The 14,120-nt window shown below is 63.1% G+C and carries 15 protein-coding genes; 5 read left to right on the top strand and 10 right to left on the bottom strand.

Translation table 11 applies throughout. The annotated features are described in order from the left end of the window. Positions 1 to 21: 21 nt before the first annotated feature. Complete coding sequence (locus FKL89_RS13115; RefSeq protein ID WP_156863237.1) at positions 22 to 918, bottom strand: hypothetical protein; 897 nt, start codon at positions 916 to 918, stop codon at positions 22 to 24. A gap of 251 nt (positions 919 to 1,169) precedes the next feature. Continuing rightward, positions 1,170 to 1,772, bottom strand: coding sequence for a restriction endonuclease (locus FKL89_RS13110; RefSeq protein ID WP_162527512.1), 603 nt, complete (start codon positions 1,770 to 1,772; stop codon positions 1,170 to 1,172). 222 nt (positions 1,773 to 1,994) lie between these two features. On the opposite strand from FKL89_RS13110, the gene FKL89_RS13105 reads away from it, so the two are divergent. Both FKL89_RS13105 and FKL89_RS13100 read left to right on the top strand, forming a co-directional pair. Next, positions 1,995 to 3,005 (top strand): Bug family tripartite tricarboxylate transporter substrate binding protein, encoded by a 1,011-nt coding sequence (locus FKL89_RS13105; RefSeq protein ID WP_156863235.1) that lies wholly within the window; start codon positions 1,995 to 1,997, stop codon positions 3,003 to 3,005. Positions 3,006 to 3,175: 170 nt separating this feature from the next. Further along, the gene (locus FKL89_RS13100; RefSeq protein WP_156863234.1) at positions 3,176 to 4,300 is read left to right on the top strand and encodes a LamG domain-containing protein; all 1,125 of its coding nucleotides are present in this window, start codon (positions 3,176 to 3,178) and stop codon (positions 4,298 to 4,300) included. A 36-nt stretch (positions 4,301 to 4,336) separates the two neighbouring features. Here FKL89_RS13100 and FKL89_RS13095 read toward each other — a convergent pair whose 3' ends face one another. The 6 genes from FKL89_RS13095 to FKL89_RS13070 all read right to left on the bottom strand — a co-directional run bounded on the left by FKL89_RS13095 (position 4,337) and on the right by FKL89_RS13070 (position 9,795). Continuing rightward, the gene (locus FKL89_RS13095) at positions 4,337 to 4,549 is read right to left on the bottom strand and encodes a DUF2788 domain-containing protein (protein WP_156863233.1); all 213 of its coding nucleotides are present in this window, start codon (positions 4,547 to 4,549) and stop codon (positions 4,337 to 4,339) included. Further along, a complete protein-coding gene (locus tag FKL89_RS13090) occupies positions 4,546 to 5,442 on the bottom strand; it encodes a DUF2189 domain-containing protein (protein ID WP_420361126.1) in 897 nt (298 codons plus the stop codon). Before FKL89_RS13090 ends, FKL89_RS13095 begins: the two co-directional genes overlap by 4 nt. A gap of 81 nt (positions 5,443 to 5,523) precedes the next feature. Next, on the bottom strand, positions 5,524 to 6,198 hold the full coding sequence (locus tag FKL89_RS13085; protein ID WP_156863231.1) for a glutathione S-transferase family protein: 675 nt from the start codon (positions 6,196 to 6,198) through the stop codon (positions 5,524 to 5,526). 33 nt (positions 6,199 to 6,231) lie between these two features. Continuing rightward, entirely contained in the window at positions 6,232 to 8,034 is a 1,803-nt protein-coding gene (locus tag FKL89_RS13080; protein WP_156863230.1) for an acyl-CoA dehydrogenase family protein, read from the bottom strand. A gap of 76 nt (positions 8,035 to 8,110) precedes the next feature. Next, complete coding sequence (locus FKL89_RS13075) at positions 8,111 to 9,043, bottom strand: electron transfer flavoprotein subunit alpha/FixB family protein (RefSeq protein WP_156863229.1); 933 nt, start codon at positions 9,041 to 9,043, stop codon at positions 8,111 to 8,113. Positions 9,044 to 9,045: 2 nt separating this feature from the next. Next, complete coding sequence (locus tag FKL89_RS13070; protein WP_156863228.1) at positions 9,046 to 9,795, bottom strand: electron transfer flavoprotein subunit beta/FixA family protein; 750 nt, start codon at positions 9,793 to 9,795, stop codon at positions 9,046 to 9,048. A 262-nt stretch (positions 9,796 to 10,057) separates the two neighbouring features. On the opposite strand from FKL89_RS13070, the gene FKL89_RS13065 reads away from it, so the two are divergent. Together FKL89_RS13065 and FKL89_RS13060 are read left to right on the top strand one after the other, a co-directional pair. After that, positions 10,058 to 11,875, top strand: coding sequence for a hypothetical protein (locus FKL89_RS13065; RefSeq protein WP_156863227.1), 1,818 nt, complete (start codon positions 10,058 to 10,060; stop codon positions 11,873 to 11,875). Continuing rightward, a complete protein-coding gene (locus tag FKL89_RS13060; protein WP_156863226.1) occupies positions 11,872 to 12,321 on the top strand; it encodes a GtrA family protein in 450 nt (149 codons plus the stop codon). The genes FKL89_RS13065 and FKL89_RS13060 overlap by 4 nt, the downstream gene beginning before the upstream one ends. On the opposite strand, the gene FKL89_RS13055 is transcribed toward FKL89_RS13060, so the two are convergent. Both FKL89_RS13055 and FKL89_RS13050 read right to left on the bottom strand, forming a co-directional pair. Next, positions 12,318 to 12,668, bottom strand: a complete 351-nt coding sequence (locus FKL89_RS13055) for a hypothetical protein (RefSeq protein ID WP_156863225.1) — start codon at positions 12,666 to 12,668, stop codon at positions 12,318 to 12,320. The genes FKL89_RS13060 and FKL89_RS13055 overlap by 4 nt on opposite strands. After that, entirely contained in the window at positions 12,665 to 13,480 is an 816-nt protein-coding gene (locus tag FKL89_RS13050; protein ID WP_156864694.1) for an enoyl-CoA hydratase, read from the bottom strand. Before FKL89_RS13050 ends, FKL89_RS13055 begins: the two co-directional genes overlap by 4 nt. Before the next feature lie 24 nt (positions 13,481 to 13,504). Here FKL89_RS13050 and FKL89_RS13045 point away from each other — a divergent pair, with 24 nt between their 5' ends. Next, positions 13,505 to 14,071: a cob(I)yrinic acid a,c-diamide adenosyltransferase gene (locus FKL89_RS13045; RefSeq protein ID WP_156863224.1), complete on the top strand. Its 567-nt coding sequence runs from the start codon at positions 13,505 to 13,507 to the stop codon at positions 14,069 to 14,071. The last annotated feature ends 49 nt before the right edge of the window (positions 14,072 to 14,120 follow it).

Here is a 14,120-nt window from a genome sequence, read left to right as displayed (position 1 = left end):
CGCTCCGGCGATCCGTTCTGCCTAGCGCCAGTGACGCGGCGGATCCGGCACGTAGCCGAGGTTGTCCGGGAACGGGTTCGGTGTGCGCTGCCACGGGCGGGGCGACTGGATCACCCCCATCGACACCAGATTCTCGTAGCTGTCGTAGCGGATGCGTATGGTTTCGTTCGGCGATGATTGCGCGCGCTCGAACGAGGTGTGAGTGACCTGCGACCACTCACGTTCACCGTGGCCGGTACCGAGCTTTTCGCGTGCTGCCTCGGCGCGACCGTCGTAGCGCGGCTCGGCGCGTTTCGCCATCTCGGCGGGTGGAGCGCTGGCGGCGGGGGCAGCCGGTGCCGGCTGCGCAGTATTTGACGCGGAGTCGGCAGCACGGCCAGCCGCGCCGGTTTCCATGTCCGATTTGCGACCCCCTTGTGGCCACCATGGTGGCGACATCTGCGGCGTGACTTGAACCGGCGGCTGGTAGACGCGTTCCTTGAAAAGGGCGACACCGATCACGCCGACATTCGCCGGGCGCCCGGTGCGCTCGGCGTAGGACGCTGGGGAGGCAACGAATTCGAACGCTGCGACCTCGGCGTTACTCTTGCGCCAGCCGGTCACTTCGTAGCGCTGGTAGCCGTTGAACACGTAGCCCGACTGCTCGGTGCTGGCAGTCTGGCCGTTGAGCACATTGACGCCATCGACCGACATCACTGCCAGTACGCGACCGCCGGAGGCGTTGGCCACCGACACCGAGTATTTGGCGCCGGGCGTGCCGGCCACCCAGTATTCGCCGCGATAGTAATGCACCGGCAGCGTTTGCCCGGTGCTGCGGTCAACGACGGTCACGTCGGCCAGACGGCCGATGGCGCTGGCGTTCATCGATACCGCAGCGGTGGCAGCAAGAACGGCGGTAAACAAGGCTTTGTGCAACATGGCGGGCTCCTTCAGCTTGCCTGCACGCCCCGGAAATGAGGCGGTTAGTGACTGAAACGAGCCGGCGTGGCAAACGGGGTTAACGACAGCGAAAAAGGCTCGCGAGCCCTATGCGGACGTTATGACTTTTTCGTCCAAGCACCATTGATCGCGGGGTACGGGCCGATTTCCACAGAAGTCGACATGGCCGCGAAATACACCGATAGCCCTAATCGAATGGGGCTTTCAGGCAAAAGCTGTAATGGATGCCGCTAACGGTGCGCAGCCACCGGCGGTGCTTCGCTGGGCTGGCCGATCGTGATGATGGTGGTCGGTACGCCGGTGGGCAGACCGGCAGTGTCGTTGAGCATCTCGCGCAGCGTCGCGCCGTCGATCAACTGCAGATTGCGCCCGCTGGCAAACGCCAGCGTTTCACGGGTGAATTGGCCGGTGGTAACGATGAAGCCCCCCGCAGCATGCCGGGCGCGCACCTGGTTGTGCAACTCGCGCGCCGTCGTGACTTCAATGGACGGCGAGCGCCATTCCAGACAGTGGACGAGGAAATACTCGCCTGACTTGCGCAGCACCATGTTGCTGGCGCCATCTGGAGCCCGCTTGCCTTCGCTGCCAACCAGATAGCCGCGATGGCGGAACGCCTGGCTGACCAGCAGCTCGAACTGCTGCCACGTCAGCCGGTTGAGCGGCACCAGCATTGGATTGGGCGATACCTCGGCAGCACGCTGCAACTGGCGCCGGCGCTGCAGGGTGTTGACCAGCAGCAGAATGGCGATCACCAGCAGTAGCCCGACCACTACCAGCAGCCACAGATCAGCGCTGGCAAAAAAGCCGGTGGCAGGTTGTGCGGCGGGGTTCATGGTTGGGGCGGGAGGACAGCGGACAACGACAAAGTGACATTTTGCGTCATCTCGACGTGTTGCAACCTGCGAGATGCCGGAATGTGCTGGCCGGTGTGCGGCGAGCGACCACCGGCGCAACAGCAATCGTCGGTGCGACGTGCGCATCAGTTTGGAATGAGCGGTACGCCGCATCGACATCGCCGCCCGACGCCGCTACCATGCAGCGCACAGGAGGTCACCATGCAGTCAGTCTTCGCTTCGTTTCGCCGCTTGCCCGGCGCTGTCTTGACTTGCGCCGCCGTTTTCGGCGCTGCGGTATCCATCGCCCCAGTCGCTGCGCAGGCGCCCGCCAGCAGCTTCCCGGACAAACCTTTGCGCATCGTCGTCACCTTCACGACCGGCGGCGCACCCGACATCCTGGCGCGCATCCTTTCGGAAAAGATGTCCGCGAGCTGGGGGCAGCCAGTGGTGGTGGACAACAAGCCCGGCGCCGGCGGCAACCCTGGCGCCGATTTCGTCGCCAAATCGCCGGCTGATGGCTACACCGTCGTCGTCGGCACCGTCGGGACGCACTCGATCAACCCGGCGCTTTACTCAAAGATGCCGTACGACGCGGTGAAAGACTTCGCGCCGATCACGCTGCTGGCCACCACCCCCAACATGCTGGTGATCAACAACGACGTGCCGGCGAAAAACCTCAAGGACTTCATCGCGCTTGGCAAGAAGGAGGGCAAGATGACCTTCGCGTCGTCGGGCTCGGGCACTTCGATCCATGTCTCGGGTGAGCTGTTCAAGACGATGACCGGCATCGACATGGTTCATGTGCCCTACAAGGGCCGCGCAACGGCGATCCCCGACGTGCTCGGCGGCCGTGTCACCATGATGTTCGACAACATGCCGTCGAGTCTGGCGCTGGTGCGCGAAGGCAAACTGCGCGCACTGGGCGTCACCAGCGCCCAGCGCTCGCCTGCCGCACCGGAGATCCCGACGATTGCGGAGTCCGGCTTGCCAGGCTTTGATGCCGTCAGCTGGTTCGCGCTATTCGCACCGGCCGGCACGCCGAAACCCATCGTCGACAAATGGGCCACCGAGGTGCGGCGTGTGCTGAAGTTGCCGGACGTCGCCAAACGTCTCGCTGATAACGGCCTGGAACCGGTCGGCTCCACGCCGGAGGAGCTGGCGGCGTATCAGCGCGCCGAAATCACCAAGTGGGCGAAGGTGGTCAAGGATTCCGGCGCCAAGGCGGATTGATTCGCGGGTATGTGTTGCCAGCGCTCGCGACCGGGTGAGTGCTCTACTGGCGCGATAGTGATCTTGCGCCGCATCAAGGAAAGCCCCCCGTAGCAGGCACACCATACGAAACATAGCGATGCGCAGATGACATTCGTCACCTGCGAAACATCGCAGTTTCGGAGGTTGCCGTGAAGTTGCGTCATGTCGTGGGTGTGTTGCTGGCTGCAGTGCTGGCGACGGTTTCGCTGTCTGCTGCTGCCGTTTGCCAGGCGCCGCTGTCCGGTCTGGTGAACTGGTGGAGGGCCGAGGGTAACGGCGCGGATGTGGTGGGGTCGTACAACGGCGCGCGCATGCTGGGGGCTGGCTTCGCGGCGGGTCAGCATGGGCAGGCGTTCAATCTGGATGGCGTTGACGACTATGTGCATGTTGGCATGCTCGGCAACATTGGTGTCAACGAGGCGGATCCGTTCTCGGTGTCGTTGTGGGTCAACGCGCTGGAACTGACCCGTAACTCACCGCAAGTCATTGCCAGCAACTACATGGGCGAGCGGGGCGGTACTGGTGACTATTACACCTACCTGTTCACCGTGATGGACCAGCTGTACTTCGGGGTTGGCAAACGTCAACTTGCTGGTATCACGGTGTACGCCACGTTGCCGGCTGGTTGGCATCTGGTGACTGGCACTTACGACGGCTCGTCTGTTTCGATCTACGTCGATGGCGTTTTGGTCGAGACCGGCACGCGCCCGTTCAGCGACTCTGTGCCCAACACTCGCGGCTGGAACTTCGGAGACTTCTCGCCGGAAACCAACTGGTCTCACCTGACGCTCGGCGGCGCAGACCGCAATGGTGCCTTCACCGGTCAGCTCGACGAGATTCAGGTGTTCGACCGGGCGCTGACGGCGAACGAGGTGGCGAGCTTGTATCAGGCTGCCGGTGACGTGTGCGGATCACCGACACCTACGCTTGATATCGACGGCAACGCGCTGGGCGGCAAATACACTGCGCTGACCGATGGCGTGCTTGCGCTGCGTTACCTGCTCGGGCTTTCCGGCCCTGCGATGACAGCGGGAGCGACAGGCCACAACCCGGCGCGCGACGACAGCGCCATGTTGCTCCATCTCGACAAGATGCGCTGGGCGCTTGATGTGGACGACAGTGGTGTCGCCGATGCAGCGACTGACGGCCTGATGATCCTGCGCTATCTGCTCGGCTTCCGCGGCAATGCGCTGATCGCCGACGCGCTCGGCACCAATGCGGGCCGGACCACGCCGGCAGCCATCGAGTCCTGGCTCGCGACGCTGACGCCGTGAAGCCTGCAGGTTTTCAAATACCGCGCAGCTTCGCCGCTATTTGGCCAGTATCCAGGTGATGACCTGCTTGGCGATGAAGCCGGTCATGCCGAAGCCGAGGGCAAGAAAGAGAACGAAGGTACCAAGCTTGCCTGCCTTGCTCTCCCAGGCGAGCTGGGCGATGATGAACACCATGTAGAGCATGAAGGCGCCAACGCCGAAGGTGAGGCCGAACCACGAGATCTGTGCCTCGGTGAAGCCGAAGATCATGCTGACACCCTGGTGGCGTCAGGCGCAGCAGGTGCGATGCGTTCCGGGATCGCCGTTGCATCAACGAGATCGCGGTAAGCGTGCCAGCTTGCATGGCCAAGCATTGGCACGATGACAATCATGCCGAGCAGGGCAGTGACGAAGCCGCAGAACGTAAAGATCATCAGCATCGCGGCCCACAGCGCCATTGTGACCGGATTGGTGAGGACGACTCGCCAACTGACCAGCACCGCATCGAGTGCGTTGACGTGGCGGTCGAGCAGGAGCGGCATTGAGATCACGCTGGAGGCAAACACCGGCGCGGCAAGGACACCACCCATGGTGAGCCAGGCCTCGAACACAAAGTGATCCGGTGACAGCACGATGTGGCGCACGAAGTCTTCGGGCGTTGCGATGGGTACGGGTGAGAAGAGTGTGATGAACGCCGCCGAGGTGAGGACCCAGCCGGTGCCCGCGAGCGCTAGAAGCAGGCCGAAGCGCACGAGGCACCAGTAGCTGGCCGGGTCCGAGCGGCGGTTGACGCCCCAGTGTGTCCAGGTGCGCAGCAGTAGCGCCATGTCGGCCGGCTCGCCGCGCTCCAGTGCACGGCTGAGCGCGTAAAGGCCGGTTGCCAATACCGGCGCGACGACGAGGAAGCCGGAGAACGCGCCAGCGAGCAACCAGAAGCGGTCGCGTGCCAGCGCGAACAGCGCGGCGCCGAAGATAGCTACTGCGATGCCATGAGCCACGCTGACCCAACGACAAGCGATGAAATCGCGACCCGCACGTGCCATCCAGTGAAAGGGCCGGGTTGGGCTGACCGAGTGCACGACGATTGCCGCCATGCGATCACGCCGCCGGGCGAGCGTTTGCGGGGACGATGGCAAGTGGTGGGGAGTGGGAGGCTCGTTCACGGCACGAAGTCTACGGATTCACTGAGACGTCGCCGCTGACCTGTGTCAATCCGGTTGCCGCCCTTGCCAGGCGCAAAGTGGTCAGATGACCGGCTCCTTCAGGCCTTCTTTTGCCACCACACGCTGTACTGCCGGGCGGGCCAGCATGCGGTGCATGAAGGGGCCGAGATGCGGCCAGAAGGCGACGTTGCTCGCTTTCTGCGTGGCTGGCGGCGCGCCTTCAAAAACTCGAGTCCAGCGACCCAGCATGAATGCGTAGATGTCCAGTACGCTGAATTTTTCACCCATCATCCACGGTCCATCACTCTGCGCCAGTTGGTCATCGAGTTGCTTGAGCATCGCGCCCATGCGCTCCTGCGTCCTGGCCTTGATGGCGGCAACCGCAGACGGGTCAGTCGCCGCGGTGTAGCGGTCGGTGTAGAAGTACATGATCACCGCTGGTTGCAGCGTGTTGGTCATCCACATCAGCCACTTGTAAAAATGGGCTCGCTCAACGGTACCGACGGCCGGAGCCAAGCCAAACTGCGGATATTTGTCGGTGAGGTAGAGGCAGATCGCTGCTGTTTCGTAAAGCACCAGATCGTCATCGATCAGTACCGGAATCAGGCCATTTGGATTGAGCTTGAGGTACTCTGCGGACTTGTGCGCGTTGTTGGCTCGATCCACCTGCTTCAGCTCGAACGGCAGGCCCATCTCTTCGAGCAGGATGTGCGGCGTGATCGACGCGTTCGACGGTGCATAGTGCAGCTGGATCATGACGAGTGTTCCTTTTGACGACGGCAATGACGGTCAGAACGCGGCTTCCGCCAGCGCCAACGTGCCTTCCGAGCCGTTGACGATCACCTCGGCTGCGGCAATCGCCTCCGGGATCATGGTGTCAGCGAAGTAGCGCATCGTTGCGATCTTCGCTTCAAGGAATGCGCGGTCATCGCTGCCCGCGTTGATGCGCTGTTCGGCTGCCAGCGCGACGCGCGCCAGTTGCCAGCCGCCGCAGACGATGCCGAACAGCTTCACCATCGGCACCGAGCCCGCGAAGCAGGCGCGGACGTTCTGGTTGAAGTTGCCAAGATTGAATTCCACCGCGCGTTCAACGGCATCAATGCCTTCGACCAGGCGCTTGTGCGAGGCTTTCAGATGCGGGTTGGACGATTTCGCCAGCTCTGCGCAGAATGCACGCATGGTCGTGATCAGTGCCTTGGCAGTGACGCCGCCTTCACGCGCCATCTTGCGGCCGACGAGATCGTTGGCCTGAATGGCAGTGGTGCCCTCGTAGATCGTGGTGATGCGGGCGTCGCGGTAGTGCTGGGCGGCGCCGGTTTCCTCGACGAAGCCCATGCCACCGTGGACCTGAATGCCCTGATAGGTGACGTCCTGCGCCATCTCGGTGGCCCAGCCCTTGTGCACGGGAATCATGAGTTCAACGAAGGCCTGATTGGCCTTGCGCACTTCGGCGTCGGGATGGGCCTCAGCGAGATCGAATGCGTAGCCGGTGGCAATCGCCAGCGCGCGTGCCGCCTCGGTCTGCGCCCGCATGCGCAGCAGCATGCGGCGTACGTCGGGGTGACGGATGATCGGTACCGACGGATTCTTCGGCGCACCGACATCGCGCGACTGCACGCGCTCGCGGGCGAAGGCGACGGCGCGCTGGTAGGCGCGCTCGGCGATACCCACGCCTTGCAGGCCGACGCCGAAGCGTGCCAGATTCATCATGACGAACATGTATTCAAGGCCGCGATTGACCTCGCCGACCACGTAGCCAACCGCACCGCCGGCGTCGCCGAACTGCATCACGCAGGTGGGTGAGCCGTGAATGCCCAGCTTGTGTTCGATCGACACGCACTGTGCATCGTTGCGGGCACCCAGCGAACCATCTTTGTTAACCAGGAACTTCGGCACTGCGAACAGCGAGATACCCTTCACGCCCTCTGGTGCATCGGGCAGGCGGGCCAGCACCAGATGCACGATGTTCTCGGTGAAATCGTGCTCGCCGAAGGTGATGAAGATCTTGGTGCCGAAAATCCTGAAGGTGCCATCGGGTTGCGGTTCGGCACGGGTTTTGACCAGCGCCAGATCAGAGCCTGCCTGCGGCTCGGTCAGGTTCATGGTGCCGGTCCATTCGCCGCTCACCATCTTCGGAACAAAGATCTGCTTGAGCTCATCCGAGCCGGCCAGCAGCAGTGCCTCGATGGCGCCTTGGGTCAGCATCGGCAGCAGGCCGAAGCTCATGTTCGACGAATGCACCATCTCGTCAGTCAGCGTGATCAGCGAGCGCGGCATGCCAAGGCCACCAAACGCCTCCGGCATCGGCAGCGCTGCGCCGCCCATGGCGCAATAGGCGTCATAGGCCGTCTTGAAGCCTTTGGGCGTCGATACCGAGTTGTCGGCGGGATTGTGCCTCGCACCTTCCTGATCGCCTGACCAGTTCAGTGGATCAAGTACCTCGTTGGCAAACTTGGCCGACTCTTCAATGATCGCGAACACCGTGTCCGGCGTCGCTTCAGCGAAATGCGGCAGCGCCGACAGCTCGCTCAGCGGCGCGATGGTTTCGAGAAGAAGACGATACTCTTTGACGGGGGCGTGATAAGTGCTCATGGCGCGTTCTCTGCGGGCGGTGGCGGGCTGGGCGGAAATAAAAAAGCGGGCAACCGCCCGCTTTGTGACTGGGTGACTAGAGCTGGCTGGTCAACTGCGGCACGGCCTCAAAGAGGTCCGCCACCAGGCCATAGTCGGCCACGCTGAAGATCGGCGCGTCCGGGTCCTTGTTGATGGCGACGATGACTTTCGAATCCTTCATGCCCGCGAGATGCTGGATCGCGCCGCTGATCCCGACCGCGACGTAGAGCTCCGGTGCCACAATCTTGCCGGTCTGACCGACTTGGTAATCGTTCGGCACAAAGCCCGCGTCAACGGCGGCGCGCGAGGCGCCCATGGCGGCGTTGAGCTTGTCGGCCAGCGGTGTCAGTACCTCGCGGTATTTCTCGCCAGAACCCAGGCCACGGCCACCGGACACGATGATCTTGGCGGCGGTCAGCTCGGGGCGTTCGCTCTTGGTGATTTCAGCCGAGACGAAGCTTGCGACGCCGATATCAGCAACCGCAGCGACGCTTTCGACGGCACCACTACCGCCAGTCGTAGCTGCTGCAGCGAACGCGGTACCACGCACGGTGATGATCTTCACGCTGTCCGACGATTTGACCGTCGCGTAGGCGTTGCCTGCGTAAATCGGCCGCACAAAGGTGTCAGCGTCCACGACCTTGATGATGTCGCTGATCTGCGCCTTGTCGAGGAGGGCTGCCACGCGTGGTGCAACGCTCTTGCCGTACGCAGTAGCGGGGGCGAGGATGTGGCTGTAGCTGCCAGCGACGGCGACGATCTGCGCCGCTGCGTTTTCTGGCAGCAGATTGGCATGCGCGGCACCGTCGGCATGCAGCACCTTGCTGACGCCAGCGACTTGCGCTGCGGCGGTTGCAGCTGCGCCCGCGTTGTTGCCGGCCACCAGCACATGCACATCGCCACCGATCGCCGCTGCGGCCGAGATGACGTTGAGCGTTGCTGCTTTGAGCGAGCCGTGATCGTGTTCTGCAATAACGAGATTAGCCATGATCAGATCACCTTCGCTTCATTCTTGAGTTTGTCGATCAGGGCGGCTACATCGGCCACCTTCACACCGCCCTGGCGCTTCGGTGGCTCTTCCACTTTCAGCGTGGTCAGACGCGGCGTGACATCTACGCCGAGGTCCGCCGGCTTCACGTTGTCGAGCTGCTTCTTTTTCGCCTTCATGATGTTGGGCAGCGTGGCGTAGCGCGGCTCGTTCAGGCGTAGATCAGTGGTGATGATGGCGGGCAATTTCAGGGCGACGGTTTCGAGACCACCGTCGACTTCGCGGGTCACGGTTGCGGTGTCGCCCGCAACTTCCACTTTGGAGGCAAACGTCGCCTGGCCCCAGCCGAGCAGCGCAGCCAGCATCTGGCCGGTCTGGTTGGCGTCGTCGTCAATCGCCTGCTTGCCAAGGACCACCAGTTTCGGCTGTTCCTTGTCGACCACTGCCTTGAGCAGTTTCGCCACCGCCAGCGGTTGCAGATCGGCGTCCGTCTCGATCAGGATGCCGCGATCAGCGCCGATCGCCATCGCGTTGCGCAGCGTTTCCTGGCATTGCGCCACACCGGCAGACACGGCGATGATTTCGGTCGCCACGCCCTTTTCCTTCAGGCGAACCGCTTCTTCAACGGCGATTTCGCAGAACGGATTCATCGACATCTTGACGTTCGCGATATCGACGCCCGAGTTGTCGGGCTTGACGCGCACTTTCACGTTGTAGTCCACAACGCGCTTGACCGGGACGAGTATCTTCACACCTGCTCCTGAGGGCGGAAATTGCGCAACCACGCGTATGGACGCATGACGCACCGCCGGTTGACGTTAACGTTAGCTTGCCATTATAAAAACTGGCGCACGCGGGCGGCGATTCTTCGCGCAGTGCTTTGAGCCGTGGCTCTAAAGCCCGGCCCGTGACGACGTGGCGGGGGGGGACGCCGACGATGGCCGCTTCTTCGGGTACGCTCGCAGAATGGAAGCCAGTTTCACAAAACGCCGTGGCCGGTGGCATGCAGGAGCAATGCTGCTGTTGCTGGTATTAACGGCGGCTTACGTGCTGGCGGTGGCCAATGGCATCGTGACGATTGACGTTGCCCGCGACCTGTTCTGGGCCATCGAAATCGCCGACGGGCGCGCCTTGCCTTTGCTCGGTCCGCCGGTGGGATCGGTCGAGCTGCTGGCCGCGTGGTGGTACTACCTCGGTGCGCTCGCCATATGGCTGGGCGGCTCGGTGACGGCCTATTTTGCGCTGCTTGGCCTGCTCGCGGCCAGCAAGTACCTGCTGATCTACCTTACTGGCCTTCGCATCGGTGACGCGCGATTTGCCGCATTGCTGTCAGCCGCTGCCGCAGCGCCCGGGATTGCGGGCTATCAATTGTTCGGCGTCGGTCACACCCAATTGCTTGAAGCCGCAGTCTGGGGATGCGCGCTCCTTTCACTTCGCCTGTGCCAACCGGGGGCCAGACCGTCTCAGCGCGCGGTGATTGCCAATGCAGCTCTCCTCGGTGCATGCGCTGCACTCGCACTGCACGCTCACCCCACGGCGGTGTTGCTGTCGCCCTGGTTGATGGCGGCGCTTGTTGCCGTGCCACGTCCGCATCGCCTGACAGCGGCGGTGGCTGCGATGATCGGTGGTGGACTGATTTTCCTGCCTTTGATATTGGCTCATTGGATGCCGGGCCTTGCCGGCGACAGTGCCGCGATCAACGCGCCTGGCGTTTCCGGTCTCGGCGGCACCCTCAGCGGCTTCACGCCGCTGTTGGTGAACCTGCTCTGGCAGCAGCCGCTGGCGGTGCTGGATACTGCGTTGAACGCAGCGGGTGTGCTGGTCGCCGCCACGCATGTCGTATGGGGGGCGCTGCTGGTTGCCGCTGCGGCAGGCGGGCTGCTTGCCCTGAACGACATCCGCTGGAGGAAGCAGCTGGTCGCGGCGGCCGCGACGCTGATTGCAGTGCTGGCAGCGACTGCGCTGCTGCGTGACCACACACCGTTCTACATGCTTTACGTGGCGCTGCCGCCTTACGCCCTGGTGTTGGCTATCGGCTGGCGCGCCCTCGAGCGAGTTCGTGTTTTGCCGACGGCGATTGTTTTGGCGGCGGTCGTGCTGCATGTTCTCGTCGTGGTGGGGCTGGTCAACACGGCACAACGCGGTCTTGTCCACTCGCACCTGCCGTTGCACTCGAACATGCGTGATACCAGCACTACCGCGCACGATGAATCTGTGCTGTCGGCTCCCGCTCGCGACGAGGTTGCCGCCCGGTTTCTGTGCAGACATGAGGGCGATGCGTCATTGCATGGCGACGTCGCTTCCTTCGCCATGGGCCTCGGCCACGAAATGCGCTTGCATTGCGCTGGGCGGAAGTCGCAGGTCCATATTGGCGGATTGACGTCGCCGTGGATATGGCTGCCCGCCGACGCCTGGACAATCCTGAACGTCAAGCCGACCGTGAATTTGCGAGGCGGCGGGCTCGCTCCGGCCAGTGCAGTCGTTGCGCCCGCAAGCCCGCTGCCCGCGGTGTCTGGTCGGAACTATCCACCGCGAATGGACCTGATGCTGGCGGCGGCCAGGGCAAAGACCTGGTCAACGTCGCTGACGACCACTGCTGATTCCATCCTCGTCGTCAGCAATCTGTTGCCGACTTCGCCTGCCTTTGCAGTTCGTGTTTTGCGCAACGATGTTGTGCAGCCGGCGGCGCTGCGCTTCGCGAACACCAGTGCTTATCGCTGTACCGCCTGCGCCGACGGCGCCGCACATTGGACAGTGGAGGTGCTAGGTGGGCTACCCGAGACAACCTCAATCGCTGCACTATCGCCGCCGACTGCTACGCTACCGCGATGAGTAATGACGTGGAGCAGCAAAAGCCGGCCGTGCGGGAAACTGCGGGGCAGGCGGGTCGCTATCTGATTGGGGCGTTCATTGCGCTGGCAATTGACGCAACCATCGTGTCGGTCATGGTGAGCATGGGGGCCCCCGTACTGATTGCCCGCCTGCTGGCGATGCTGGCTGGCGTGACCACGACCTATGCTTTCAATCGTCGCTACACCTTTGCCCCCAGCCATCCGGCATCATTTGCCGATTGGGGGCGCTACGTGGCAGCGCAATCAGTCGGCTCCGCCATCAATTTCGCACTGTCGACAGGTTTGTTGTGGCTGTCCGACCGGTCTGTGCTGCAAATTTGGGGCGCGGTGATAGTGGGAGCAGCGGCCGGCTTCTGCGTGAATTTCTTCACAGCCCGCCGCTTGTTGCATAACTCCGATACGGCGCAGCAGAAATCGGGCCGCTAGTCGCGTCCGTCTGGTCGCCGGCCGCGAATATCCACCGCCGTCGTCGGATCGAGGCTGGCTGGAGTGATGGGTGGCACCAGGGCCGCCGACCGGCTTACGCGGCGCATATAGCCGAGCGCGGTCAGCGGAACGCCAATCGCCCACAGTCCGGCGACGAGTGCGACAGAGCGCCAGGAAAACTCGGCGAACAGCATGGCGACGCCGGCAATCAGCATTACCATCGTCGTGACCGGAAGCATCACCAGCAGACTCATGCGATAGCGTTGCCACCAGCTCTGTCGCGACCACTCGCGCAGGGTGTCCCACGCCTCCTGCGGTGGCGGCACGTTGCGGTCGATGATGCTCATCGGCCGCTCCAGGCCGGCATTGGCCGCTTGGCGATGAAAGCGTCAATGCCCGCCTGGGCATCGCCCGACTGCATGTCGCTCGCCATGTTGCCCGCGGCCAATTGGTAAGCTGCATCAAGCGGATACCCCTGCCCTTGCCGTAGTTGCCGCAGCAACCGTTTTCCGGACGCCAGCGCGTAGCGGGACTTCGATGCCAACTGATCAGCCAAGCTCTGTACTTCTTGCATAAGGCAATTATCGTCTACGCAGCGGTTGACCAGTCCCCACGCGGCAGCCTGCTCAGCGTCAACAAACTCACCGGTCAGCAGCATTTCCGCTGCGTGCTTCGGCGCCAGGCTTCGGCTGAGCGCAACGGCGGGCGTCGAACAGAACAATCCCAAGTTGATGCCGCTGGTGGCGAACCGCGCCGAACGGGCGGCTACGGCGAGGTCGCAGGAGGCGACCAGCTGACAGCCTGCAGCGGTTGCAACGCCCTGCACGGCAGCAATCACTGGCTGCTGCAGCTCAGCAATGGTCAGCATCAGCCGCGAGCAACGGTTGAACAGTTCGTTCTGCCAGCTTTCGGCGGGGTTGGCGCGCATCTCGCGCAAATCGTGGCCGGCGCAAAACGCCTTCCCGCTGGCGGCAAGCACCAGCACTGAGCACGCCGGATCGCGCGAGGCTGATTCGAGGGCTTGCTGCAGGGCTGCAAGCATGTCCGATGAGAGGGCGTTGTATTGCGCCGGCCGGTTCAGGGTAAGGGTTACCACGCTCCCGCTGGCGGTCCGCAGCACGGGAGCATCTTCTACACTACCGGGTTGTTTTACATCCATTGGCGCGCCAGCAGCAGTTGAGCTATGGGCCATCGACTCTCCAAGATTACAACGAAAACCGGCGACGGTGGCACCACTGGTCTCGGCGATGGTTCGCGCGTACCGAAAACGCATCCGCGGATTGCTGCGATCGGCGAAGTCGACGAACTGAATTGCGTGGTCGGGCTGTTGCTGACGGAGACGCTCTCGGACCAGCTTCGCGAGTCTCTGGTTGACGTCCAGCACGACCTGTTCGATCTTGGCGGCGAGCTGTCGATTCCGGGCTACACCGCGATTGGCGAGACGCATGTGGCTCGGCTCGAAGCGTTGTCAGAATCGCTCAACGCGGAGCTGCCCATGCTCAAGGATTTCATCCTGCCTGGCGGTTCGCGGGCAGCGGCTTACGCGCATCTGGTGCGAACGGTGTGCCGCCGCGCTGAGCGGGCGGTGCTGGTGCTGGCGGCGAGCGAGACGGTTTCTGACGATGCCCGCGTCTACCTCAATCGCCTCAGCGACCTGGCTTTCGTGCTGGCGCGCACACTTAACCGTGCTGCCGGACAGCCGGACGTGCTGTGGCGCAAGGATCGCCGCGCCAATGCAACTCCCGCCTAAGACAGTTAAAGGCGCTCACTATCGTTAACCCCGGCCGCTGCGATCTGCT

It is taken from the genome of Casimicrobium huifangae (assembly GCF_009746125.1).
In the GTDB taxonomy this organism is placed as follows: domain Bacteria; phylum Pseudomonadota; class Gammaproteobacteria; order Burkholderiales; family Casimicrobiaceae; genus Casimicrobium; species Casimicrobium huifangae.
This window is presented reverse-complemented; position numbering and strand designations above follow the sequence as displayed.